Genomic DNA, 24221 nt, shown 5'->3' with positions numbered 1-24221 from the left:
AGAAGCCGGCGTCCGCCTTCTCCGGCGGGCGCCTGCCCTGCCTGCGCGACAACCGCGCAGCGTCCAGTCCGAGCCTGCCGGGAAGACAATGTCCGAATACCTGATCGAGCTGAAGAACATCGGCAAACGTTTCGGTGGCGTGCGTGCCCTGGATGATGTGTCCATGAGCATCCGCCCCGGCGAGATCCACTGCCTTGCGGGCGAGAACGGATCCGGAAAATCCACCATCATCAAGGTCATGTCCGGCGTCTACACGCCGGAAGAAGGCCAGATCTTCATTGACGGCAGGCCGGTGTCGAGGCTCGACCCGATCAAGGCCGTGCAGAATGGAATCCAGGTCATCTGGCAGGATTTCTCGCTGTTCGGAAACCTGACGGTCGCCGAAAACCTGGCCCTCAACACCTATATTCTCGAAGGCCGCAGTCGCATGGACTGGGCGCGCGCCCGCAGGATGGCGCGCGAGGTCCTGACGAAGCTCGATGTAGATATTGATATCGACGCCGATGTCGAGACGCTGCCGACCTCCGGCAAGCAGATCGTCGCCATTGCCCGCGCAATCCTCGCCAAGGCCCGCCTCATCATCATGGACGAGCCCACCACCGCACTCACGCGACACGAGGTGGACTCGCTCTTTGCCATCGTTCGCGACCTGCAGGCGCAGGGAATCGCGGTCCTGTTCGTCAGCCACAAGATGCGCGAGATGCTCGAGATATCCGAACGGCTGACCGTGTTCCGGAACGGCAAGAAGGTCGCCGAAGGCCCGATGTCGGATTTCGACGAACCCGCTATCACGCGCGCCATGACGGGTCTGGAACTGGAGGAAGAACCCTACGTCGCGAACATCTCCCCTGGTGCAACGCCCGCGCTCGAAGTGAAGAACCTCTGCGTGCCTGGCATGATCGAGGGCATCGACCTGGATTTGCGTCCCGGCGAGATCGTCGGCGTTTCGGGTCTGATCGGATCGGGCCGCACGGAGCTGGCGCGAGCACTCTTCGGCATGGAGAACGCAAGCGCCGACCTGTTCAGGATCGATGGGCGCGACGTGTTCCCGCGCTCGGTGCAGGACGCCATAGATCTCGGCATAGCCTACGTGCCCGAGGATCGACTGAGCGAGGGCTTGTTCCTAACCCAGTCAATCGAACGCAACATGGTTGTCTCCATCATGGACCGGCTGAGAAAGGGCCTCTTCCTCGACCGTGGCGCCATGCGCGAGAAGACGGAGGAGATGTTCGCCTCCATGGAGATTGCCGCCCCGTCGGCGGATACCGCCGTCGGCAACCTCTCGGGCGGCAACGCGCAGCGCGTCATGCTTGGCCGCTGGCTCCTGACCGGCGCGAAAATCCTGATCCTTAACGGTCCGACCGTGGGCGTGGATGTCGGCTCCAAGGCCAAGATCCACAAGATCATCCGCAATCTCGCCCGGAAAGAAGGCCTGGCCGTCCTGATGATTTCCGACGACGTGCCGGAGCTCACGGGCAACTGCAACCGCATCCACGTCATGCACGATGGCCGCTTCGTCGCCCATTTCGAAAGCCCGGGCATGAGCGAGGAAGAAATCAACAACAGCCTGAAAACGCTGAAATAGGGCAGGCAGATGAAAAGGTTACAATCCACGGAAGCCGTGATCGCCATCGTCCTCGTCCTGGTGATGGTGCTGATCGGACTGGTCAACCCCGCATTCTGGGGCGTCGGCAACCTGTTCAGCCTCGCCAAGGCCAATGTTGTCATCGGTATAATGGCTCTGGGTGTGCTGCTGATCATGATCTCAGGCGGGATTGACGTGTCGTTCCCGGCCATCGCGGCTGCAGCACTCTACATCACCGTGCGCACGATGGTCGCGCTCGAATATGACGGCGTTCTGCTGCCTTTCATCGCGGCCTGCGTGATCGGCGTAGCACTCGGCGCCTTCAACGCCTTCATCATCGACCGCTTCAAGATGATCCCGCTGATCGTGACACTGGGCACGGCTTCCATCGTGCGCGGGCTGCTGCTGGGGCTTCTCGGCACCTCCATCGTCAACATCAACAAGATGCCCGACGAACTCATGGCGTTTGGCAGCAAGGAGCTCGTCACCGCCACGGCGTCGAACGGCGCGAATGTTGGCCTGACGGCTATGCTGCTGGTCTATGTGGCGATCGCCATCGTCATCCATTTCGTGCTCAAGCACACCATGACCGGGCGCTCCGTCTATGCCTATGGCGGTGATCCCGAAGCGGCACGCCGAGCTGGCGTTAACACGCGGCGGACGATCTTCTTCGTCTATTGCACGGCGGGCCTACTGGCCGGCTTCGCCGGCCTCCTGCACAGCTCGATGATCTGGCAGGCCAATCCGCGCGACTTCATGGGCCTTGAGCTCGACGTGATCGCGGCCGTTGTGCTCGGCGGCGCGTCGATCTTCGGCGGACGCGGTTCGGTGCTGGGCACCATGATCGGCGTGTTCACGCTGGTCATGGTCAAGAACTCGCTGATCCTGATGAAGGTGGACACCACCTGGCAGCGCGTGGTCGTGGGCGCAATCATCATCCTCGCCACGGCAATCACGGCCTGGCGCGACCGCAAGAAACTGGCTTGAGTGGGGGAACAAGAATGACCGCCAAGGCCGAAAACAAGCCTCTCCATCGCCGTCTGCTCGGCGAAGACGCCTCGATCATCCAGCTCGCGGTGACTACGCTGGTCATCTTCGCGCTGATGTCCGCGATGAATCCGGACAAGTTCCTGCGCTACTACAATTTCGAATCCATCACCTACGTGATGCCGGAGCTCGGCATCCTTTCCATCGCCATGATGGTGGCCATGCTGACGGGCGGCATCGACCTCTCCATCGTCGGCATCGCCAACCTGGCCGCCATTACCGCGGGCGTCTATTTCCGCCACCCGGCAGTGGCCGAGGCCATCGCGGCCGGCGGATCGGGCGTGATACTGCACACGATCATGGGCGTCCTGATCGCGCTGACCGTCGGATTGGCGGCCGGTCTGATGAACGGCGTTCTGATCTCGCGCCTGCGCATCATTCCGATCCTTGCCACGCTCGGCACGGGCCAGGTCTTCGCCGGCCTCGCGTTGGTTCTGACCGGCGGCCCGGCGATCGTCGGCTTCCCGCAGACATGGAACTGGCTCGGCACCGGCAAGTTGCTGGGAATCGCCACGCCTTTCTGGGTGCTGATTCTCGTGGCCGGCATCGTCGCGATGCTGCTGCGACGCACCCATCTCGGCGTCAACCTGATGCTGATCGGTACCAATGCCCGCGCGGCCGTTTTCGCCGGCATCAGAAGCTCGCGGATGATACTCTACAGCTATGCGCTGACGGGCGTGATGGCGGCGATCGCGGGCATCCTGCTTTCCGGCCGCACGAACTCGGCCAAGGCGGATTTCGGTGCATCCTACCTGCTTCAGGCAGTGCTGATCGCTGTCCTCGGCGGCACCAATCCCGCCGGCGGCAAGGGCAAGGTGCTCGGCGTGCTGCTGGCGCTCGTCGCGCTCATGTTCCTTTCCTCGGGCATGCAGATGATGCGCGCCTCCAACTTCATGATCGATGCGGTCTGGGGCGGCTTCCTCGTGCTCGTCATCGCAATCAACTATCTGAGGTCGCGGAAATGAGCACTGCAGGCAGCGAAACGAAGCTCCACCTTTCTCCGGATTTCTTCCCGGCTACCGGCGAAAGGACTCTGGTCGAGAACCACGCCTTCAGAATCACGACATTCCGCTATCCCTCTTCCGTCGAGGGCCTGCGCATCGAGAATGCCCGCGGCCGCGTGACGATCCTGCCATGGCTCGGCCAAATGATCTGGGAGGCGGTATTCGACGGGCGCAACCTCGGCATGGGCAACGAGTTCCCCTATCCGCGCCATGGGGATTCGATCCTCTCCACCTACGGTGCCTTCGCCTATCACGCCGGCGTTCTGCGCAACGGTACGCCCGGCCCGGAAGACACCCACCCCCTGCATGGTGAAATGCCCGTCCAGCGCATGGACAGCGCCCATCTCGTCTTCGGCGGCTCGGGCGACGACGCCTATGTGACCGTCGGCGGCCACGTGGAATACGTGATGGGCTTCGGCCCGCACTATGTCGCGCGGCCTACCGTGCGGCTTGCCGCGAATAGCGGGCTGCTGGATGTCGCGATGGAAGTGGAGAACCTTTCCGCCCACCCGATGGAGCTGATGTACATGCTCCACGCCAATTTCGACTTCGTGGCCGGAGCGACGATCCACCAGCCGGCAGGCTACACGCCGGAAGCGACCGTCGTGCGCCAGGCGATCCCGGGCCACGTCACGCCGTCTCAGGAATTCCTCGCACTTCTCGAGGACCTCAAGACGAACCCGGCGCGGATGCAGACGCTTGACGAGCCGGAACTCTACAGCCCCGAGCAGGTCTTCTACATCCGCGGGCTGAAACGCGACGATACGGGCCGCACGCGCCTTGCCATGGAACTACCGGACGGCGACGCCTTCTCCGTGGCCTACAACCCGGATGACTTCCCGCACTGCGTGCGCTGGATCCTCAATGACGGCGACGCGCAGGTTGCGGCCTTTGCCCTGCCCTCGACCTGCGAGCCGGAGGGATACACGGCGGAGAAGGCCAAGGGCCACGTGCGCATGCTGGCCTCGGGAGAGACCGTCCGCTTTCCCGTGCATCTCGGCTATCTGGACCGCTCGGAAGCCGCTGCCGCCATTGCCGATATCAAGACCTTCAGGAAGGACTGAGCCATGGACATTCAAGAACGTGCCGGCCGGATCGCCGTCGTCGGCTCCAACATGGTCGACCTGATCACCTACATCACCCGGATGCCCGCCCCCGGCGAGACGCTGGAAGCGCCGAGCTTCGAGATCGGCTGCGGCGGCAAGGGAGCCAACCAGGCGGTTGCCGCGGCCAAGCTCGGCTCGCAGGTAAGCATAGTCACGAAGGTCGGCGATGATCTGTTCGGTGACAATACGCTGCGCAATTTCGAAGAGCACGGCATCGACACGCGCCATGTTGCGAAGGTGGCAGGAAAGTCATCCGGCGTCGCGCCCATTTTCGTGGAGGAGTCCGGCGAGAACTCCATCCTTATCGTGAAGGGCGCCAATGCCGACCTTCTTCCCGCCGACGTGGACGCGGCAGAGGAAACGCTGCGTGAGGCCGATCTCATCCTCATGCAGCTCGAAGTGCCGCTAGAAACAGTGCGCCACACGGTGAAGCGTGCGGCCGAATGGGGCGTGCCGACCATACTCAACCCCGCACCGGCCACGCCGGAGCTCAATGTCGGTGACTTGCGCAGTCTCAGCTTCCTGGTTCCCAACGAGAGCGAACTTGCGCTACTTTCCGGTATGCCGACCGGTAGCGAGGAGGAAATCGCGTCTGCCGCCCGCAGCCTGATCGAACAGGGCATCGGCACGATCATTGTCACGCTTGGCGGGCGCGGCGCACGGCTCGTGACGGCCGATACGGTCACGCCAATCGACCCGGTGCGCGTGACTCCGGTCGACACCACCGGCGCGGGCGATGCCTTCATCGGCTCCTTCGCCCATTTCTTCGCCGCGACCGGCGACACGGAAGAGGCGCTCAGGCAGGCGGCGCGCTACGCGGCCCATTCGGTCGGACGGCGCGGAACGCAGAAGTCCTACGCCTCCGCCGAGGAATTCGCGTCTTTCTGCCAGGGTTTGAACCCCGCTGCATCACAAGGGACATCCAATGTCTGAAAGTCATGAACGAAATCCCGGCACGCCGCTCGAGCGCGGCTGGTTCGAGGATGTGCAGATCAACCGCTCGGCGGCCGAACGCCGGACCGCGCTGATCGCCAGCGGGCGCACGGTAAAGAAGAAGCATCAGGCCGCCTGGCTGCTGCGTGCCATACAGTGCATCGACCTGACCACGCTTTCCGGCGACGACACGCCCGGTCGCGTCCGGCGTTTGTGCAACAAGGCGCGCCAGCCGGTCCGCCAGGATATCCTTGATGCGTTGGGCGTCGGCGACATCGGCCTGACGACGGGCGCGGTCTGCGTCTACCCCACCATGGTGCCCCATGCCGTGAAGGCGCTGGAGGGGTCCGGAATCCCCGTTGCCTCCGTCGCAACCGGTTTCCCAGCCGGCCTGACGCCACTTCCCCAGCGACTTGCCGAGATTCGCTACGCGGTCGAACAGGGCGCCGCCGAGATCGACATCGTGATTACCCGCGAGCATGTTCTCCTCGGCAACTGGCAGGCGCTCTACGACGAGATCCGCGCCATGCGCGAGACCTGCGGCGAGGCACACATGAAGGCGATCCTCGCGACCGGCGAACTCGGTACCCTCACCAATGTCTACCGCGCCTCCATGGTGGCGATGCAGGCGGGTGCCGATTTCATCAAGACCTCCACCGGCAAAGAGCCGGAGAACGCGACCCTGCCGGTCTCGCTGACCATGGTAAGGGCACTGCGCGACTATCGTGACCTCACCGGCCACAATATCGGCTTCAAGCCCGCCGGCGGGCTGAGAACCGCGAAGGATGCCATGAACTGGCTGGCCCTCATGAAGGAGGAGCTGGGTGGCCCGTGGATGGAGCCGCACCTTTTCCGCATCGGCGCATCGTCCCTGCTCGCCGACATCGAGCGCCAGCTCGAACACAACGTCACCGGCCGCTATGCTAGCGCCGAGCACCACGCCTTAAGCTGAGGCCCGTCAGATGAACATCAAGGACATCATGCAAACCATGGATTACGGTCCGGCACCGGAGGCCACCACCGACGTGGTCGCCTGGCTGGAAGCACGCGGGCGCGCTTTCGGCCACTTCATCAACGGCAGCTTTTCCGGCGCCGAAAACGCGGATATCGCCGTGGAGAACCCGGCCAATGGCGAGACATTGGCACGCATCCCTGCCGCAGGCGAAGCAGAGGTGAATGCCGCCGTCGCCGCAGCCGCCAAGGCGTTTCCCGCCTGGTCGAAGCTCTCCGGCTTCGAGCGCAGCCGGTACCTCTACGCCATTGCGCGCGAGATTCAGAAGCGTGAGCGTTTCTTCTCGGTGCTGGAAAGTCTCGACAACGGCAAGGCGATCCGCGAGAGCCGTACGGCCGACATCCCGCTGGTCGTCCGCCATTTCTATCACCACGCGGGCTGGGCCGCTGCGGCGGAAACCGAGTTTGCGGACCATGAGGCACTGGGCGTCTGCGGGCAGATCATCCCGTGGAACTTCCCGCTGCTGATGCTGGCATGGAAGATCGCGCCGGCGCTCGCCGCCGGCAATACGGTCGTGCTCAAACCTGCCGATCTGACTCCGCTGACAGCCATCGCCTTTGCCGAGCTTCTGGTCGAGATCGGCCTGCCCAGGGGTGTCGTCAACATCGTGCATGGCGGGGCCGAGACCGGCTCCCTCATCGTGCGCCATCCGGACATTGCCAAGATCGCGTTCACCGGCTCGACCGCCGTCGGCCGCGAAATTCGGCGCGCGACGGCAGGATCGGGCAAGAAGCTCTCGCTCGAGCTTGGCGGCAAGTCGCCCTTCATCGTCTGCGCCGACGCCGATCTTGACGCTGCGGTCGAGGGCGTCGTCGACGGCGTCTGGTTCAACCAGGGCGAGGTCTGCTGCGCAGGTTCGCGCCTGCTCGTCCAGGAAGGCATCGCCGAGCGGTTTCTTGACAAGCTGCGCGAGCGCATGAGCCATCTGCGCGTCGGTGACCCGCTCGACAAGACCACCGACATGGGGGCCATCGTCTCCGCCGGTCAGAAGGCGCGCATCGAAGGGCTTCTCCGGGGCGCGGACGACGAGGGCTACCGCCTTGAGCAGGCATCCTGCCCCCTCCCCGAGAACGGCCACTTCATCGCGCCCGGCTTCTTCCCGGAAACGGATCCCGCCGCGACCGTCTCGCAGGTCGAGATATTCGGCCCGATCGCGGTCACGACAACCTTCCGGACCATCGACGAGGCGGTAGCGCTCGCCAACAACACGGCCTACGGCCTGTCGGCCTCGATCTGGTCGGAAAACATCAACGTAGCCACCGAGCTCGCGGCCAGGGTCAAGGCCGGCATCGTGTGGGTGAATGCCACCAACATGTTCGATGCCAACGCGCCTTTCGGCGGCATGAAGGAAAGCGGCTACGGACGCGAAGGCGCCCGGGAAGGCATGGCTGGCTACCTGAAGCGCAAGACCAGAAAGGCGGCCAAGGTCTGGAAACCGGCGGCGACGGACTTTTCCGCTGCACCGGTGACGGACGGTTCGGCGGATGCGCTGGTCGACCGCACCATGAAAAACTACATCGGCGGCAAGCAGGCACGGCCCGATGGCGGCGCGAGCTATGTCGTGCGCGGGCCGAAGGGCGACGTGCTGGGTCTCGCGCCCCTGTCCAACCGCAAGGACGTGCGCAATGCCGTGGAAGCCGCGCTCAAGGCAAAGGCGTGGGCCGCGAACGCGCATGGCCGCGCGCAGGTGATCTATTTCATCGCCGAGAACCTCTCGGCGCGCGCCGACGAGATCGCCGGGCAGATCAGGAAATTGACTGGTGCCTCGGCGGCACAGGCCGAGCGGGAGGTGCGCCAGACGATCGAGCGCTGCTTCTACTATGCCGGCCTTGCCGACAAGGATGACGGAGCCATCCACGCCACCAAGCCGCGTCACCTGACGCTTTCGCTCAAGGAGCCGGTCGGCGTGGTCGGCGTGCTCGCCCCGGACGAGGCGCCGCTTCTCGGGCTGATGTCGATGGTGCTGCCGCTGATCGCCACCGGCAACCGCGTCGTGGCGGTGCCGTCGGGCGCGCATGCGCTCATCGCGCAACCGCTGTTCCAGGTCTTCGACACCTCCGACCTTCCGGGCGGCGTGGTCAACCTGGTTACGGGCGAACGCGACGTGCTGGCAAAAACGATCGCCGAACACGACGCCGTGGACGGCATCTGGTATTGTGGCACGCAGGACGGCGCGTCGCAGGTGGAAGAGCTCTCCGCCGGCAACCTGAAGCAGGTCTGGACCAATGGCGGGCTTGCGCTCGACTGGAGCGACGATTCCGTTGCGCGCGGCCGCGACTGGATGGAACGCGCAACCCAGATCAAGACGATCTGGGTACCGTACGGCGCCTGACCGAACTCCGGCATGGAACGAGGTAACGGCTTGTATTTCATCGGCGTGGATGTCGGCACCGGCAGCGCTCGTGCAGGCGTGTTCGACGAGAAGGGAACGCTGCTGGCAGCGGAGAGCCATCCCATACGGATATGGCGCGAGAAGCCGCTGCACGTGGAGCAGTCGAGCGACGACATATGGGCCGCCGTGGCCTCATGCGTGCGCAAGGCGGTTGGCCAATCCGGCATCGGGGCGGAGCACGTCGCGGGTATCGGATTTGACGCCACCTGCTCGCTGGTCGTTCTCGACCGGCAAGGCGCCCCCCTCGCCGTCAATGCCGAGGGCGACAACGCGCGCAACATCATTGTCTGGATGGACCACCGAGCCACGCCGCAGGCGAAGCGCATCAACGAGACCGGCGCCGGCGTGCTCGACTACGTCGGCGGACGCATCTCGCCGGAAATGCAGACGCCAAAACTGCTCTGGCTCGCCGAGGAGTTGCCGCGTACCTTCGACGGCGCCGGACACTTCCTCGACCTGACCGATTTCCTCACCTGGCGGGCCACGGGCAGCCTGTGGCGTTCCACATGCACCGTGACCTGCAAGTGGACCTACCTCGCCCATGAGGATCGCTGGGATCCCGACTATTTTCGCCAGGTCGGCCTCGGCCGGCTGGCGGATGAAGGCTTCGAGCGGATCGGCAACCGCATCTGCCCGCCCGGCACCGCAATTCCCGGCAGCCTGCGCGACACGGCAGCGGACGAACTCGGCCTCAACCCCGGTACCGCGGTGGCCGTGGGCCTGATCGACGCCCATGCCGGTGCATTGGGTACGCTTGGCGCCGAAGGGCTCGACGGAACGCTTGAGCAGCGCCTGGCCTACGTTTTCGGCACCTCCGCCTGCACGCTCAATGTCGGCGCGGAACCGGCCTTCGTCCCGGGCGTGTGGGGACCATACCATTCCGCGCTGGTGCCCGGCCTGTGGCTGAACGAGGGCGGCCAGTCGGCGGCAGGAGCGGCCATAGACCACCTTGTGCGCCAGCACGGCCTCGCGGCCGAAACCGGGAAGAAGGCGCAGGCGGAAGGCATGGGCCTGACGGCCTGGCTGGAACGACGCGCCACCGCGCTGCTGCGGCAGCGTTCCTTCGGCGAGATCGTGGGTGGCCTGCACGTGGTCGCCGAGTTCCTCGGCAACCGCGCGCCCTTCGCCGATCCCGATGCCCGTGCAGTCATCGCCGGCCTGGACATGGCCCAGGACGAGGAAAGCCTCGTGCGCCTCTACCTCGCCGGCGTCGCTTCCATCGGATACGGATTGCGCCAGATCGCGGAAACCCTGCGGGACAAGGGCGCCGACCTGAAACAGGTCGTCATCAGCGGCGGTGCGGGCCGCAGCCCGCTTGTCCGCCAGATCCTCGCGGATGCAACCGGCCTTTCGATCGCGACCTGCGCCTCGCCCGAACCGGTGCTTCTCGGCTCCGCCATGACGGCGGCCGTGGCCGCCGGCCACCAGCCGGATCTGCGCACGGCCATGAGTGCGCTTTCACGCATGGACCAGGCAACAACGCCCGACCGGGAACAGGCACCCCTTCACGCGCGACGCTACGACGCCTTCACCGCCTTGCAGGACATGGAGCGCAGGCTGCGTCAGGACGCGTTCTGATACCCGCCGGCGGGGAAGCTGTCGGTCCCTGCAAACGGGCCGCTAGACGCCCGCCTTCCTTCTGGCGCCCCACCAGGTGCGAGCCAGCGGCGCCCCGCCGACAAATGCAGCCTCTCCGAGTTCGTCCTGGATTCGCAGGCACTCGTTCCATTTCACCATTCGCTCGGAACGCGAGAACGAGCCGACCTTGAGTTGGCCGCCCCCCAACCCCGTTGCCAGGTGGCTGATGGACACGTCCTCCGTCTCGCCCGAACGGGCCGAGACGACACTCCCCCATCCCAGCCCGTCCGCTGCGCGGAAAGTCTCAATGCTTTCGCTAACCGTTCCGGCCTGGTTGACCTTGATCAGAACCGCGTTGCAGGCGCCCTGCTCCGCAGCCTCGCGCACCAGTACTGCATTGGTCACCAGGTAGTCGTCGCCGATAATCTGCACACGATCGCCAAAACGGCGGGTGAACTCGGCCATGCCTTCCGGGTCGTCCTCGGCCAGGGGATCCTCGATAGAGGCGATCGGATAGGCATCCAGCCAGCGACCCAGCATCTCGATCTGCCCCGCGCTATCCATCTCGCGGTCTTCCAGCGCCAACCGGTAGCGCCCTTCCCCGCCGAATTCCGAGGCCGCGATATCAAGCGAGATCACCACCCGTTCGCCCGGCTTCTCGCCCGCCTTCTCTATCGCGGCGACCAGCGTCTCGAGCGCTTCCTCGTTGCTGTCGAATACCGGCCACCAGCCGCCCTCGTCTGCAACGCCCGCGACACGGCCCTTCGCCGCCATGATCTCGCCGGCGGCAAAGTAGATTTCGGACGTCACCTCCAAGACCTCGTCGAAGCTGGAGGCGCCGGGGACCATAACCATGAAGTCCTGTATATCGACACGGCGCCCGGCATGGGCGCCGCCGCCGAAAATCTGGATTTCGGGCAACGGCAGGCTCGGCGTACGGCCAAATTCGTCGGCCACGTGCCGCCACAGCGGCTTGCCGGCATCGGCAGCAGCGGCATGCAGGACGGCCAGCGAAACTGCGACGGTAGCATTGCCCCCGAGCGTATCCTTGAGCGGCGAAGGATCGAGCGCTAGGATCGCGGCATCGACCGCCGCCTGGTCGTTGGCCTCCATTCCAGCCAGTGCCGGAGCGATCCGGTCCCGGACCGAGGTCAGTGCTCCCTGCACGTCACGTCCACCGAGCCGCGTTCCTCCATCGCGCCGCTCGATTGCCTCACGCGTGCCCCGCGATGCCCCTGCGGGAGCGATCGCACGGCCCAGAACGCCGTTGGCGAGTTTGACATCGGCCTCGACCGTGGGCCTGCCACGACTGTCCCAGACACGGCGGGCGGTGATGGACTGGATTTCGGTCACGCGGTTTCCTCCAGGCGACGGGTGATCTGATCTGTGAATTCGGCAAGGGTCCTCGGCGGCGTGCGCAGCAGGTCGAGCGACAGCGCCCGCAGGCGCGCACGCTCCGTCTCGTCCAGGTATTCGACCGGCGACTTGCCATCCACGCGGGCCAGCATCAGCGCCGGCAGCAGGTCGCAGACCCGCGCCTCGAGCGCAGCGGGATCTTCCCAGGCAACATGCGGGCGATAGGCAGCCCAGAGCCGGCCGACGGAAGCCAGCAGGTCGGGCCGGATCGCGGGCATATGCAGCGCCTTGATCGTCAGGTGGTTCAGGCAGAACGCCAGGTCGAAACTTGCATCACCCATGGTCGCGCATTCGGCGTCCAGCAGAGAGGGTGCCGAACCCCGGAAGAGGATGTTCTTGGGGCTGACATCGCCGTGGACCAGCACTGCATCGGCCTCGTAGAGCGAGGAAGCCAATCGGTTCAGCCGCCCGGCGTGTTCGGGATACGCCTTGGCGGTGTGGAGAAGATAGGGATCCAGCCGCAGGGCATGAAAATCGTCACGGTTCGCAAACGACGCCCGGTCGAACCCGGCCGCGGTCGATGCCGCGTGTATACGCCCCAGGAGCGCGCCAAGCGCCGCCGCCTCGCCGTCATCCCGGCGCCCGGCAAGAAGCCCGGCCTTCCACAGCCAGGCATCGCCGCCGGAAATGAATTCCATCGCGAACCCATGCAGGCGTTCGGAACGTCCGTAGAGCCGCGGCGCCGTTTCGGGGGCGACCTGCGCGGCAACGCGCAACCATTCATATTCCGCGCGGTTGCGATGCACGGGCGCACGCCAGTCGGCGGCCACTTTCAGCTTCGGCAGTGCGAACTTCACCGCAACGCTGCGTCCGGGCAGATCGACGCGGGCGATGTCGCTGGCGACCCCGCCGCTCAGAGGCTCGATCGCGCGAATTTCCTCCGGCCGGGCGAGGCCGATCTCGGCCAGAAGCTGCTCCGCGCGCTCGCGCAATTCCGTTTGCACGGCGAATTCTCCCTGCTATGTTCACGTGAACATCTATCGACTGCACCGAAACCCTGTCAAGCAGCGAACCGCGAATTGCAAGGACAAGGGAAAAGAGGGGCCGAATGACACGCGTCACGATCAAGTCCATCGCAAGGGATCTCGGCATTTCCCACATGACGGTATCCCGTGCATTGTCGAACCACCCCAACGTGCAGAAGGAAACGCGCGAGGCGGTGCTGAAACGCGCCGAGGAACTGGGGTATGTGCGCAGCAGCGCGGCCGCGGCCATGCGCGGCGAAGACACGCGCATCGTCGGCCTGCTACTCCCCAACATCACCAACGAGTTTTATGCCCGCTACGCCAATGCTCTCGCGCTTGAATGTGACAGGCGGGCCCTGCATCTGATCATCCACCTGACGAATGACGATATCCGACTTGAAGCCGAGGCCCTGCGGCGCCTACGCGAGGTGCAGGCCCGTAGCGTGGTCATGGTCCCCGCGCCCGGCGAGGTCGATCCCGCCCTGCCCGCGGACATGCGCGCCATCCAGTTGATTCGCCGCCGGACCGAGGGCCCCGCGATCCTGGTCGATGACTCGGACGCGCTCACGGCTGCGGTTCTCCAGCTGGCCCGGGCCGGTCACGCTCGCATTGGCTATGTCGGCGCAGTTCCCTCTCTCTCCTCGGGCCACAACAGGCGCGCAGCCTACCGGGCCGGTCTCGCACGCGCGGGACTGCCCTTCGATACGACGCTCGAGGTGACCGGCGCTCCGACGCACGAACTCGGACGAACCGGCGCAACCCGTCTCTGCGAGGCTGGCGCCGATGCGCTCGTCTGCGGCGGCTTCGAAATCGCAAGCGGCGCTCTCGCCACCTGGCTCGAGCACACTGAGGGTGGGAAGCGGGTGAGCTTTGTCGGCTATGGCGATACCGCCTCCTATCCGTGGATTCGCGACGGCATCGCGTCAATCTCCGTCCCCGTGGAAGCGCTCGCCGGCCGCACCGCCGCCCTGCTGGCCGGCGAACTCGCACCGGATGGTCCGGACCACGGGTTTAAGGCGGAATTCGTCGTCCGTGGCAGCGCGAATTGACCCCGGCGAGCGGATAAGGAGGGCATGAGCCGCCGCCTGCGTGATGCTGCGCACATCTCGACCCGCCCGCATGTGCAGAATGGCGGCTACGAATTTTCCTCTTTTGCCGGAAATTACGCTTCGTTCATGCTATTGGCGCACTACAGGCCGTAACAATCCGACATCTCCGATGAGCCGCGCATGATATTCCCGCCTCGCCTCCGAAGGTCCGTTCTCCTCATTCTGCAATCGCTGATCCTGTCCGCGTTTCTTGCCGCGTGTACCACATCCGGTGTGCTGGAGATCGCCGAGCCGGAAGCCGAGCCGGACAAGTACGCCGCCATCGTCGTCGACGCGAAGGACGGCTCGATACTGTATTCGGTCGCGGCCGACAGGAAGCGCTACCCCGCGTCGCTCACCAAGATGATGACGCTCTACCTGCTGTTCGAGGCGATCGACAGCGGGCGGGTTTCCAAAACGACGCAAATCCCCGTCTCCGCCACCGCCGCCCGCAAGCCGGCTTCGAAACTCTACCTGAAGGCCGGAAGCACGATCGACGTAGACACCGCTATCCGCGCGCTCGTGGTCAAGTCCGCCAATGACGTGGCAACCGCCGTGGCGGAATATCTCGCCGGCAGCGAGGAAAACTTCGCGCGGCAGATGACAGCAAAGGCGCGCCGGCTCGGCATGACCGACACGGTGTTCACCAACGCCTCCGGCCTGCCTGATTCCGGCATGACCACGACGGCGCGCGACATGGCGCTTCTCGGCCTCGCGCTCCGGCGCGACTTCCCGCATCACTACGGCTATTTCTCGCTGCGCAGCTTCGAGTTCCGCGGCAAGCAGATCCGCGGGCACAATCGTGTGCTTGAAATGGTTTCCGGCGCGGACGGCATAAAGACCGGTTACATCCGCGCATCCGGCTACAATCTGGCTGCCTCGGTACGCCGGAACGGCCGCTCCCTGGTCGCCGTCGTCATGGGCGGCAAGACCGGCACCGCCCGGGACGCCCACATGGCGCAGTTGCTGGCGGCAAGCTTCAACCGCTCGCGCCGCCGCTGATACCTCCTCCATGCAACGAAAAACCGCGATCGCCAATCAAGGCGATCGCGGTTCGCATGAAGTCGCGATGGACCTCTTAGCCGTTGAGGGCGTCTTTCAGGCCCTTGCCGGCGGAGAACTTTGCAACGCGCTTTGCCGGGATCTCGACCGGCTGACCCGTCATCGGGTTGCGGCCTGTCGTGGCGGCGCGCTGGCTCACCGAGAAGTTGCCGAAACCGAGAATGCGCACGTCACCGCCCGATTTGAGCGTGCTGGTGATCGTTTCGAACAGGGCATCGACAGCCGAAGCCGCTTCGCCCTTGCCCATTCCCGTCTTTTCGGCGACTGCCGCTGCGAGTTCGTTCTTATTCATTGTCATAATCCTTCTCAATCGAATCGGTAGGCTCCCGCCGTGATCCGACAAGCCGACCGTGAACAGGCGGACCATAGAGGGATTCGCGGTCCAGCCGAAGTGAAATGGCGCCAAGAACCCCGGAAATCCAAGGAAAAACGCCGCATTTCTGCGGCGTTTACAAGTTTTCGGGAGTGTTGCGGCTCAGTGAGCCACATTCGGCAGACTATCGTCCTCGATAGCGGCGACTTTCCCGCCGACCGATTCGAGCTCCTCGTTCCACTCGATCGGCTCCGGAACCCTTGTCAGGGCGTGCTCCAGGACCTGCCCGATGCGTCCGACCGGGATGATTTCCATCTCGCTCTTCACGTTTTCGGGGATGTCGGCGAGATCCTTGACGTTGTCCTCGGGTATGAGAACCGTCTTGATGCCGCCGCGCAGTGCCGCGAGCAGCTTCTCCTTGAGACCGCCGATCGGCAGGACGCGGCCACGCAGGGTGATTTCGCCGGTCATGGCGACATCCTTGCGCACCGGAATGCCGGTCAGGACAGAGACGATGGCCGTCGCCATGGCGATACCCGCCGACGGACCGTCCTTCGGCGTCGCGCCCTCCGGAACGTGGACGTGAATGTCACGCTTGTCGAAGAGCGGCGGCTTGATGCCGAAATCGACGGCGCGCGAACGCACATAGGATGCGGCAGCCGAAATCGACTCCTTCATCACGTCGCGCAGGTTGCCCGTGACCGTCATCTTGCCCTTGCCGGGCATCATCACGCCCTCGATCGTCAGCAGTTCGCCGCCGACCTCGGTCCAGGCAAGACCGGTGACGACACCGACCTGGTCCTCGCCGTCGATCTGGCCGAAGCGGTAACGCGGCACGCCCAGGTAGTCGTCCAGGTTTTCCGCCGTGACCTCGACCGTCTTCTTGTCCGTCCGCAGGATCTCGGTGACGGCCTTTCGCGCAAGCGTCATCAGCTCGCGTTCCAGGTTGCGCACGCCGGCCTCGCGCGTGTAAGTGCGGATGACCTCACGCAGGGCGTCGTCGGTAATCGCAAACTCGCCGTCCTGGAGGGCGTGGTCTCGGATCGCCTTGGGCAGCAGGTGCCGCCGCGCGATCTCCACCTTCTCGTCCTCGGTGTAACCGGCGATGCGGATGATCTCCATGCGGTCCATCAGCGGCGCCGGAATGTTCAGCGTGTTCGCCGTGGTGATGAACATCACGTCGGACAGGTTGTACTCGACCTCGAGATAGTGATCCATGAAGGTCGAGTTCTGTTCCGGATCGAGCACCTCCAGCAGGGCCGATGACGGGTCGCCGCGGAAATCCATGCCCATCTTGTCGATCTCGTCGAGCAGGAAGAGCGGGTTGGACTTCTTCGCCTTCTTCATCGACTGGATGACCTTGCCGGGCATCGAGCCGATATAGGTACGGCGGTGACCACGGATCTCGGCCTCGTCACGCACGCCGCCGAGCGCCATGCGCACGAACTCGCGGCCGGTCGCCTTGGCGATCGACTTGCCGAGCGAGGTCTTGCCGACACCGGGCGGGCCGACGAGGCAGAGGATCGGCCCCTTCAGCTTGTGCTGGCGCTTCTGCACGGCGAGATACTCAACGATGCGCTCCTTGACCTTCTCCAGGCCGTAGTGATCGGCGTCGAGAACCTCCTGGGCCACGTCGAGGTCGTACTTGACCTTCGACTTCTTGTTCCAGGGGATGGACAGCATCCAGTCGAGATAGTTGCGCACGACGGTGGCTTCCGCCGACATCGGGCTCATCTGCTTGAGCTTCTTCAGCTCCGCCTCGACCTTCTCGCGCGCTTCCTTCGTGAACTTCGTCTTGGAGATGCGCTCTTCCAGTTCGGCAATCTCGTTGTGGCCGTCCTCGCCATCGCCGAGTTCCTTCTGGATCGCCTTCATCTGCTCATTGAGATAGTACTCGCGCTGCGTCTTCTCCATCTGGCGCTTGACGCGGCTGCGGATCCGCTTCTCGACCTGCAGGACGGAGATTTCCGCCTCCATGTGGCCGAGCGCCTTCTCCAGCCGTTCCTTGACGCTGGCGGTCTCGAGGATGTCCTGCTTCTCCGAGATCTTGATCGACAGGTGGGAGGCAACCGTGTCCGCGAGCTTGGAGGGCTCCTCGATCTGCGTCACCGCGGCAACGATGTCCGGCGAGATCTTCTTGTTCAGCTTGACGTAGTTCTCGAACTCGTGGACGACCGAGCGCGAAAGCGCGGACAGTTCCACCGCGTCCTCTTCGGGCTCGCTGATCGGAACCGCGTAAGCCTCGAGATGGGAGTCCCGGTCGGAGTAGCCCCGGATCTGCATGCGCGAAACGCCTTCGACGAGCACCTTGACGGTGTTGTCGGGCAGCTTCAGCAACTGCAGCACGTTGGCGACGGTTCCGTAGCCGTAGATCCCCTCGGGAGCCGGGTCGTCGTCGCCGGCATCCTTCTGCGTCGCCAGCAGGATCTGACGGTCGTTCTCCATCACGTCCTCAAGCGCGCTGATCGACTTCTCGCGTCCCACGAAAAGCGGCACGATCATGTGGGGGAAAACAACGATGTCGCGCAACGGCAGGACGGCATAGAGCCCGTCAGCGCCGCCCGCTGCTGTTTTCTTATCGGCTTCAGCCATACGTTTTCTTCCTTTCGATGCCTTGTCGGCTATTGCTGCCTCTTTCCGTGCCCTTCGGCCCCGGTGCGAGGTTTCCCCCAGTAAGTGGCTCCCCGCAGGCCGGATTTCAACGGTCCGGACGGGCGGAATCACAAACAAGTCTCGCCCCGTTGCATCGCCACTTCAATGGGAGAATGCGCCGCTACAACGGAAAAAGGCCGGTTCCCCGGCCTTTTCGATGCAATCATGTCTGCCCGCGGTCAGGCCGAGGCATTTTCCTTGTCCTCGGCGCGATCCGCGTAGATGTACAGCGGCCGGGCGCTCCCCGAAACCACCTCCTCCGAGATCACGACCTCGCGGACGCCTTCCAGGGCCGGCAGCTCGAACATCGTGTCGAGCAGGATCGCCTCCATGATCGAGCGAAGGCCGCGGGCGCCCGTCTTGCGCTCGATTGCCTTGCGGGCAATGGCGCGCAGCGCGTCCTCGTGGAAGATCAGGCTGACCTCCTCCATCTCGAACAGGCGCTGGTACTGCTTGACCAGCGCATTCTTCGGCTCGGTCAGGATCTTGACCAGCGCGTCCTCGTCGAGATCCTCCAGCGTCGCCAGGACCGGCAGGCGGCCGACGAATTCCGGGATCAGGCCGAACTTCAGCAGATCCTCGGGCTCGACCTGGCGGAACAGTTCACCGGTCTTGCGGTCCTCGGGCGAGTCCACCGTCGCAGCGAAGCCGATCGAGGTCTTGCGGCCGCGGTCGGCGATGATCTTGTCGAGGCCGGCGAAGGCGCCGCCGCATATGAACAGGATGTTGGCCGTGTCCACCTGCAGGAATTCCTGCTGCGGGTGCTTGCGGCCGCCCTGTGGCGGAACGGAGGCCACCGTCCCTTCCATGATCTTCAGAAGCGCCTGCTGGACGCCCTCGCCCGATACGTCGCGGGTGATCGAGGGATTGTCCGACTTGCGGGAAATCTTGTCGATCTCGTCGATATAGACGATGCCGCGCTGGGCGCGCTCGACATTGTAGTCGGAGGCCTGCAGCAGCTTCAGGATGATGTTCTCGACATCCTCGCCCACATAGCCGGCTTCCGTCAGCGTCGTGGCGTCGGCCATGGTGAAGGGGACGTCGATGATGCGTGCCAGGGTCTGGGCGAGCAAAGTCTTGCCGCAGCCCGTCGGGCCGATCAGCAGGATGTTCGACTTCGCCAGCTCGACGTCGTCGTTCTTCTCCGAGTGCGCCAGGCGCTTGTAGTGGTTGTGCACCGCGACCGACAGGATCCGCTTGGCATGCGGCTGGCCGATCACGTAGTCGTCGAGGACCGCGAGAATTTCCTGCGGGGTCGGAACACCCTCCTGGCTCTTGACCATCGAGGACTTGTTCTCCTCGCGGATGATGTCCATGCACAGTTCGACGCACTCATCGCAGATGAAGACCGTCGGCCCCGCGATCAGCTTGCGCACCTCGTGTTGGCTCTTCCCGCAGAAAGAGCAGTAGAGGGTGTTCTTGGTGTCGCCACCGTTGCCACCGCCACTGTTGCCAACCTTGCTCATGCCTTTTCCTTTCAGCGGATTGCCTGGCCCGTTCCTTGCGGGCTGCCGGCAATCCCGACTTTGATCTTGCGACGCGGCCAGAACGACCCACACACACCGTCACAAAGGCTTCAATTCATATTCGTACACATATCCGCGCCGTGTGCAACGATTCGACAATATCCTTACGGTTCCCTTACGCCCGGTGCGGTTCGGGTCCGGTACGGACATTTCCGCCGCCTGCGCCGTCCGGACCGAGCCGGCCGGCACCAGGCGATGCGCGGACGGGTGCTACGACTCCTTGCCTTCCGCCTCGATCGAGTCGCGCGACTCGATGACTCGGTCGATCAGGCCGAAATCCTTGGCGGCCTCGCCGGTCATGAAGTTGTCGCGTTCCAGCGCGCTCTCGATCTCCTCGTACTTGCGACCGGTATGCTTGACGTAGATCTCGTTGAGCCGGCGCTTCAGTGCCTCGACTTCCCTGGCGTGGATCAGGATGTCCGTCACCTGGCCCTGGTAGCCGCCGGAAGGCTGGTGGACCATGATGCGCGAATTCGGCAGCGAGAAGCGCATGTCCTTGGCGCCGGCGGCCAGGAGCAGCGAGCCCATGGACGCCGCCTGGCCGATGCACAGCGTGGAAACCGGCGGCTTGATGAACTGCATGGTGTCGTAGATCGCGAGGCCCGATGTAACCACGCCGCCCGGCGAGTTGATGTACATCGAGATCTCCTTCTTCGGATTCTCCGCCTCGAGCCACAGCAACTGCGCGCAGACGAGCGAAGCCATGCCGTCCTCGACGGGTCCGGTGATGAAGACGATACGCTCCTTGAGAAGGCGCGAGAAGATATCGTAGGCGCGCTCGCCCCGATTGCTTTGCTCCACGACCATCGGAACAAGGTTCATTGCGGTATCGATCGGATTGCCCATGTGCTCTGTAACCTTTCGGGGATTTCGTTCGTGACGCGCAAGGGGCATTGCGCTGGGGAATCGGCTCTGTTCGCCCCATAGATAGGGCGCGCATGCGACACTTCGCAAGTCACGCCGTCGTGTAAACCTTAATACGGCAAAACTGTGAACAATCAGCCCTCGGCGCGCATCCATGCCCGCAACGCGGCAAAGTCGCGCACGGCAACGAAATCGGCGACCCGGCGTCCGACGGCCGCGCCGAACTTGTAGCCGTGGCCCGAGCAGGCCGAGACGACGAGGCAATTGTCCTGCTCCCGCACGAAGAACCGCTCGTCGGGGGTGAATGTATAGGCGCAGGTGACGACGTCCAGGACCCGGTATTGTCCGATGTCGCGCATCGGCGGTGCGAAGAGATCGCGCACGATCTCGCCCTCGCCCTCCTCCGGTTCACGATTGGCATCGGCATCGGCGTTCGGTCGCTTGTGCAGCCCGGAGCCGAACTTCAGCCCGCCATCGCCCGAAGGTGGCAGAATGTAGCCGTCCGTCTCCCCGCCGACATCGAGGATCACCGGCGCCCCGGCCCAGGCGTCCTTGAGATGGGCCGGCGGGTCGAGATAGACGACCGCCGTGCGATACGCCGTCAGGTCGGTGGCGAGGTCGGGGAACAGCTTCGTCACCCATGCACCGGCGGTCACGACGACGTAATCCGCCTCGATCCTGCGCCCGTCCTCCGTGGTCACCGTGGCGTGCGCCGGATCGACCTCGGCAACCTTCATGTTCTGGCGCAGCATCACGCCGTTCGCCTGCATCCACGCGGCCATGTCGAAGGCGATGCGGCGGCTGAGCAGCGCCCCGCCCTCCGGCGAGTGGAAGGCGTAGCGGATCGTGTCCGGATCGAGAAACGGCCAGCGTTCCGCGGCCGCGCCGGGATCGAGCACCTCGCATGGCCATCCGCCCTCCCGCAACCCGTTCAGGTAGTCCTCGGCCTCGTCGCCCGGCTCGCGGCTCACGGCCATGAAGCCGCGCGGGTCGAGATGGCTTCGCCCGAGATCGGCCCACAGCTCGTTCCAGGCCTCGTAGGCCTCCGAGATCGCCGCGCCGTAGCCGGAACCGGCGCCATAGGCGCGCCGGATGATGCGGTGATGGTCGCCCGATGCGCCCATCGGGTTGGGAACCGGCCCCTGCTCGAACAGCATGACCTGGTGTCCCCGCTTCGACAGCGCCCAGGCCACGGACAGGCCGGCGATGCCGGCGCCTACGACGGATATTCTCATGGCAAGCCCCTGCTATCTGCTGCGGCGGAATTGAACCGTTCCGGCGCCTTGATGCAAGAGGCCCGGACGAGGCACCGGCAGTGTCAGCAGACCTGCACGCCGCATTCCCGGATCGTGAACACGGTCTCCGGCTCGGTCAGCGCAGCATCGAACTGCCGGCCGTCGCGGCACTGGGCGCGGGCCTCGAAGGTCTTGCGCCCGGCAAGCTCGCCCTCGCGGATATTGACGTAGTAGTCCACCGTGCAGCCCTCCTGGTCGGCAAGCTGATCCGCCAGCCTGTCCAGCCAGGCCGGATCGGATGACTGGGCGAAGGCGGGCGAAGCGAGGATCAGTGCCGCTGCCGCGGCGATCGAAGCGAAACGTGGCATGCGAACCTCCGGAATGAACAACCGGCGAAAGCCTAGCAGCTTCCGCCGGCATGCCCATTGTGGCAGATCAATCCGTCCGAAAGCCCGCTGCCTGTCCCCGAAAAGTGAGACGGCGCGGGTCGCCGGGCCCGCGCCGCGCGAACTCCTGCCGAAGCGGCCTCAGGCCTTGGCCAGCGCTTGGTCGATGTCGGCGATGATGTCGTCCACGTTCTCGATGCCGATGGACAGGCGCACCACGTCGTTGCCCGCGCCCGCCGCCTCGCGCTGCTCGTCGGAGAGCTGGCGGTGCGTCGTCGAGGCGGGATGGATGACCAGCGTGCGCGTGTCACCGATATTGGCGAGATGCGAGATCATCTCCAGCCCCTCGACGAACTTCACGCCCGCCTCGTAGCCGCCTTTTACGCCGAAGGTGAATACCGCGCCGGCGCCCTTCGGGCTGTAACGCTTCTGCAACTCGTGGTTCGGGTGGCCCTTGAGTCCCGAATATTCCACCCAGGCGACCTTCGGGTGGTCCTTCAGGTGTTTCGCCACGGCCTTGGCATTGTCGCAGTGGCGCTGCATGCGCAGGCCGAGCGTCTCGATGCCGGTCAGGATCAGGAATGCGTTCATCGGCGCGATCGCCGGGCCGAGATCGCGCAGGCCGAGCACGCGGCAGGCGATGGCGAAGGCGAAGTTGCCGAAGGTCTCGTGCAGCACGATGCCGTTGTACTCGGCGCGCGGCTTCGAAAGCATCGGGTACTTGTCGGAAGCCGACCAGTCGAACGTGCCGCCATCGACGATCACGCCGCCCATCGAGTTGCCGTGGCCGCCGAGGAACTTGGTCAGCGAGTGCACCACGATGTCGGCGCCGTGTTCGATCGGACGCACCAGGTAGGGCGAGGCCATGGTGTTGTCTACGATCAGCGGGATGCCGGCGTCATGGGCGACTTTCGCCACCGCCTCGATGTCGGTCACGAAGCCGGCCGGGTTGGCGAAGCTCTCGATGAAGATCGCCTTGGTCTTCTCGTCGATCTGGCTGGCGAAGCTCTCCGGGTCGGCGGCATCGGCCCAGCGAACCTCCCAGCCGAAATTCTTGAAGGAATGGCCGAACTGGTTGATCGACCCGCCATAGAGGCGCCGCGCGGCGACGAAATTGTCGCCCGAGGTCATCAGCGTGTGCATCACGATCAGCTGCGCGGCATGGCCGGAGGCGACGGCGAGCGCGGCAGTACCGCCCTCCAGCGCTGCAAGGCGCTCCTCCAGCACGGCCTGGGTCGGGTTCATGATGCGGGTGTAGATGTTGCCGAAGGCCTGCAGGCCGAACAGCGAGGCGGCGTGATCCGCATCGTTGAAGACATAGGACGCGGTCTGGTAGATCGGCGTGATCCGCGCGCCCGTCGCCGGGTCCGGCTGCGCGCCGGAATGGATGGCCAGTGTGTCGAAACCGGGTGTACGCTGGGACATGGTCCTCTTTCCTCCTGAAAAGTCGAGCGAGGTTGTGACGGGGAACGCCTGCCCTGTCAAAGAGGAATTTTCCTATATATCGCCTCTCGCGGGAACGGATTTGCCCGCGATCATTGGCGGCGAATGCCGAAGCTCTGGAAACCGGAGCGCAGTTCGGGGCGCCGGGCACTGATCTTGCCCGAGTTCACCCCGGTCCATCCGATCTCGCCGGACAGCCGGCCGTATTCGATCTTCGGGCATCGGTCCATGACAACCCGGATGCCCCTTTCCTCCAACCGCGCTGCGCTCGCGTCGTCGCGCACGGAAAGCTGCATCCAGACGACCTTCGGCAGCGTGTCCATCGCCAGGATCTCGTCTGTGATGCCGGGAACGGCAGCGGAAGCGCGGAAGATGTCCACCATGTCCACCGGCTCCGGCAGGTCCGCGAGCGACGCAACGACCGGCCGGCCGAGAATTTCCTTGCCGGCATGGCCGGGATTTACCGGGTACACGTCGAAGCCCTTGTCGAGCATGTATTTCATCACGAAGAAGCTCGGCCTCACCTCGTTGGCCGAGGCGCCGACCACGGCGACGGTCTTCACCGAGGTCAGGATGGAGCGGATGTAATCGTCGGAATAGGAGTCGTGGTTCAT

19 protein-coding genes and 1 pseudogene are annotated in these 24221 nt (G+C 64.6%); 10 read left to right on the top strand and 10 right to left on the bottom strand.

The window, feature by feature from the left end; genetic code table 11:
• The first annotated feature begins 88 nt into the window (after positions 1 to 88).
• Genes HTY61_RS05315 through HTY61_RS05280 form a run of 8 tightly spaced genes read left to right on the top strand, consistent with a single transcriptional unit; the run spans position 89 to position 10657 of the window.
• Complete coding sequence (locus HTY61_RS05315; RefSeq protein ID WP_175275818.1) at positions 89 to 1585, top strand: sugar ABC transporter ATP-binding protein; 1497 nt, start codon at positions 89 to 91, stop codon at positions 1583 to 1585.
• 9 nt (positions 1586 to 1594) lie between these two features.
• Complete coding sequence (locus HTY61_RS05310) at positions 1595 to 2572, top strand: ABC transporter permease (RefSeq protein WP_175275817.1); 978 nt, start codon at positions 1595 to 1597, stop codon at positions 2570 to 2572.
• A 14-nt stretch (positions 2573 to 2586) separates the two neighbouring features.
• The gene (locus HTY61_RS05305) at positions 2587 to 3597 is read left to right on the top strand and encodes an ABC transporter permease (RefSeq protein ID WP_175275816.1); all 1011 of its coding nucleotides are present in this window, start codon (positions 2587 to 2589) and stop codon (positions 3595 to 3597) included.
• Positions 3594 to 4700, top strand: a complete 1107-nt coding sequence (locus tag HTY61_RS05300) for an aldose 1-epimerase family protein (RefSeq protein ID WP_175275815.1) — start codon at positions 3594 to 3596, stop codon at positions 4698 to 4700. The genes HTY61_RS05305 and HTY61_RS05300 overlap by 4 nt, the downstream gene beginning before the upstream one ends.
• A gap of 3 nt (positions 4701 to 4703) precedes the next feature.
• A complete protein-coding gene (rbsK, locus tag HTY61_RS05295; protein ID WP_175275814.1) occupies positions 4704 to 5675 on the top strand; it encodes a ribokinase in 972 nt (323 codons plus the stop codon).
• Positions 5668 to 6627, top strand: a complete 960-nt coding sequence (deoC, locus tag HTY61_RS05290; protein WP_175275813.1) for a deoxyribose-phosphate aldolase — start codon at positions 5668 to 5670, stop codon at positions 6625 to 6627. Before rbsK ends, deoC begins: the two co-directional genes overlap by 8 nt.
• 10 nt (positions 6628 to 6637) lie before the next feature.
• A complete protein-coding gene (locus HTY61_RS05285) occupies positions 6638 to 9019 on the top strand; it encodes an aldehyde dehydrogenase family protein (protein WP_175275812.1) in 2382 nt (793 codons plus the stop codon).
• Positions 9020 to 9031: 12 nt separating this feature from the next.
• Positions 9032 to 10657, top strand: a complete 1626-nt coding sequence (locus tag HTY61_RS05280; RefSeq protein ID WP_175275811.1) for an FGGY-family carbohydrate kinase — start codon at positions 9032 to 9034, stop codon at positions 10655 to 10657.
• Between the two features lie 42 nt (positions 10658 to 10699).
• Here HTY61_RS05280 and eno read toward each other — a convergent pair whose 3' ends face one another.
• Together eno and HTY61_RS05270 are read right to left on the bottom strand one after the other, a co-directional pair.
• A complete protein-coding gene (eno, locus tag HTY61_RS05275; protein WP_175275810.1) occupies positions 10700 to 12010 on the bottom strand; it encodes a phosphopyruvate hydratase in 1311 nt (436 codons plus the stop codon).
• Entirely contained in the window at positions 12007 to 13017 is a 1011-nt protein-coding gene (locus HTY61_RS05270) for a phosphotransferase (protein ID WP_175275809.1), read from the bottom strand. Before HTY61_RS05270 ends, eno begins: the two co-directional genes overlap by 4 nt.
• A 104-nt stretch (positions 13018 to 13121) precedes the next feature.
• Here HTY61_RS05270 and HTY61_RS05265 point away from each other — a divergent pair, with 104 nt between their 5' ends.
• On the top strand, positions 13122 to 14087 hold the full coding sequence (locus HTY61_RS05265; RefSeq protein ID WP_175275808.1) for a LacI family DNA-binding transcriptional regulator: 966 nt from the start codon (positions 13122 to 13124) through the stop codon (positions 14085 to 14087).
• 180 nt (positions 14088 to 14267) lie between these two features.
• Positions 14268 to 15095, top strand: a pseudogene (locus HTY61_RS05260) (D-alanyl-D-alanine carboxypeptidase family protein); the annotation flags it as partial.
• Between the two features lie 109 nt (positions 15096 to 15204).
• On the opposite strand, the gene HTY61_RS05255 reads toward HTY61_RS05260, so the two are convergent.
• From HTY61_RS05255 to HTY61_RS05220, 8 genes are all read right to left on the bottom strand, one after another.
• On the bottom strand, positions 15205 to 15480 hold the full coding sequence (locus HTY61_RS05255) for an HU family DNA-binding protein (RefSeq protein ID WP_175275806.1): 276 nt from the start codon (positions 15478 to 15480) through the stop codon (positions 15205 to 15207).
• A 183-nt stretch (positions 15481 to 15663) separates the two neighbouring features.
• Positions 15664 to 18093 carry an endopeptidase La gene (lon, locus tag HTY61_RS05250; protein WP_175275805.1) on the bottom strand — a complete coding sequence of 810 codons (2430 nt, stop codon included), beginning with the start codon at positions 18091 to 18093 and terminating at the stop codon, positions 15664 to 15666.
• Between the two features lie 239 nt (positions 18094 to 18332).
• A complete protein-coding gene (gene clpX / locus HTY61_RS05245) occupies positions 18333 to 19619 on the bottom strand; it encodes an ATP-dependent Clp protease ATP-binding subunit ClpX (protein WP_175275804.1) in 1287 nt (428 codons plus the stop codon).
• Between the two features lie 270 nt (positions 19620 to 19889).
• Positions 19890 to 20525, bottom strand: a complete 636-nt coding sequence (locus HTY61_RS05240) for an ATP-dependent Clp protease proteolytic subunit (RefSeq protein ID WP_175275803.1) — start codon at positions 20523 to 20525, stop codon at positions 19890 to 19892.
• A gap of 152 nt (positions 20526 to 20677) precedes the next feature.
• Positions 20678 to 21778: an NAD(P)/FAD-dependent oxidoreductase gene (locus tag HTY61_RS05235; protein ID WP_175275802.1), complete on the bottom strand. Its 1101-nt coding sequence runs from the start codon at positions 21776 to 21778 to the stop codon at positions 20678 to 20680.
• A gap of 83 nt (positions 21779 to 21861) precedes the next feature.
• Positions 21862 to 22146, bottom strand: coding sequence for a hypothetical protein (locus HTY61_RS05230; RefSeq protein WP_175275801.1), 285 nt, complete (start codon positions 22144 to 22146; stop codon positions 21862 to 21864).
• Positions 22147 to 22305: 159 nt separating this feature from the next.
• The gene (locus HTY61_RS05225) at positions 22306 to 23589 is read right to left on the bottom strand and encodes an O-acetylhomoserine aminocarboxypropyltransferase (protein WP_175275800.1); all 1284 of its coding nucleotides are present in this window, start codon (positions 23587 to 23589) and stop codon (positions 22306 to 22308) included.
• 110 nt (positions 23590 to 23699) lie between these two features.
• Positions 23700 to 24221, bottom strand: coding sequence for a CoA-binding protein (locus tag HTY61_RS05220; RefSeq protein WP_175275799.1), 522 nt, complete (start codon positions 24219 to 24221; stop codon positions 23700 to 23702).

Origin of the sequence: Oricola thermophila, assembly GCF_013358405.1 — a bacterium.
In the GTDB taxonomy this organism is placed as follows: Bacteria; Pseudomonadota; Alphaproteobacteria; order Rhizobiales; family Rhizobiaceae; genus Oricola; species Oricola thermophila.
Note: the sequence above shows the minus strand (reverse complement) of the source record. Positions and strands in the feature narration are given on the sequence as shown.

Excerpts from the sequence above, each read along its gene's own strand:
- HTY61_RS05315 (WP_175275818.1), top strand. The coding sequence starts at position 89 with ATGTCCGAATACCTGATCGAGCTGAAGAACATCGGCAAACGTTTCGGT.
- HTY61_RS05310 (WP_175275817.1), top strand. The coding sequence starts at position 1,595 with ATGAAAAGGTTACAATCCACGGAAGCCGTGATCGCCATCGTCCTCGTC.
- HTY61_RS05305 (WP_175275816.1), top strand. The coding sequence starts at position 2,587 with ATGACCGCCAAGGCCGAAAACAAGCCTCTCCATCGCCGTCTGCTCGGC.
- HTY61_RS05300 (WP_175275815.1), top strand. The coding sequence starts at position 3,594 with ATGAGCACTGCAGGCAGCGAAACGAAGCTCCACCTTTCTCCGGATTTC.
- rbsK (WP_175275814.1), top strand. The coding sequence starts at position 4,704 with ATGGACATTCAAGAACGTGCCGGCCGGATCGCCGTCGTCGGCTCCAAC.
- deoC (WP_175275813.1), top strand. The coding sequence starts at position 5,668 with ATGTCTGAAAGTCATGAACGAAATCCCGGCACGCCGCTCGAGCGCGGC.
- HTY61_RS05285 (WP_175275812.1), top strand. The coding sequence starts at position 6,638 with ATGAACATCAAGGACATCATGCAAACCATGGATTACGGTCCGGCACCG.
- HTY61_RS05280 (WP_175275811.1), top strand. The coding sequence starts at position 9,032 with ATGGAACGAGGTAACGGCTTGTATTTCATCGGCGTGGATGTCGGCACC.
- HTY61_RS05265 (WP_175275808.1), top strand. The coding sequence starts at position 13,122 with ATGACACGCGTCACGATCAAGTCCATCGCAAGGGATCTCGGCATTTCC.
- HTY61_RS05255 (WP_175275806.1), bottom strand. The coding sequence starts at position 15,480 with ATGAATAAGAACGAACTCGCAGCGGCAGTCGCCGAAAAGACGGGAATG.
- lon (WP_175275805.1), bottom strand. The coding sequence starts at position 18,093 with ATGGCTGAAGCCGATAAGAAAACAGCAGCGGGCGGCGCTGACGGGCTC.
- clpX (WP_175275804.1), bottom strand. The coding sequence starts at position 19,619 with ATGAGCAAGGTTGGCAACAGTGGCGGTGGCAACGGTGGCGACACCAAG.
- HTY61_RS05240 (WP_175275803.1), bottom strand. The coding sequence starts at position 20,525 with ATGGGCAATCCGATCGATACCGCAATGAACCTTGTTCCGATGGTCGTG.
- HTY61_RS05235 (WP_175275802.1), bottom strand. The coding sequence starts at position 21,778 with ATGAGAATATCCGTCGTAGGCGCCGGCATCGCCGGCCTGTCCGTGGCC.
- HTY61_RS05230 (WP_175275801.1), bottom strand. The coding sequence starts at position 22,146 with ATGCCACGTTTCGCTTCGATCGCCGCGGCAGCGGCACTGATCCTCGCT.
- HTY61_RS05225 (WP_175275800.1), bottom strand. The coding sequence starts at position 23,589 with ATGTCCCAGCGTACACCCGGTTTCGACACACTGGCCATCCATTCCGGC.
- HTY61_RS05220 (WP_175275799.1), bottom strand. The coding sequence starts at position 24,221 with ATGAACCACGACTCCTATTCCGACGATTACATCCGCTCCATCCTGACC.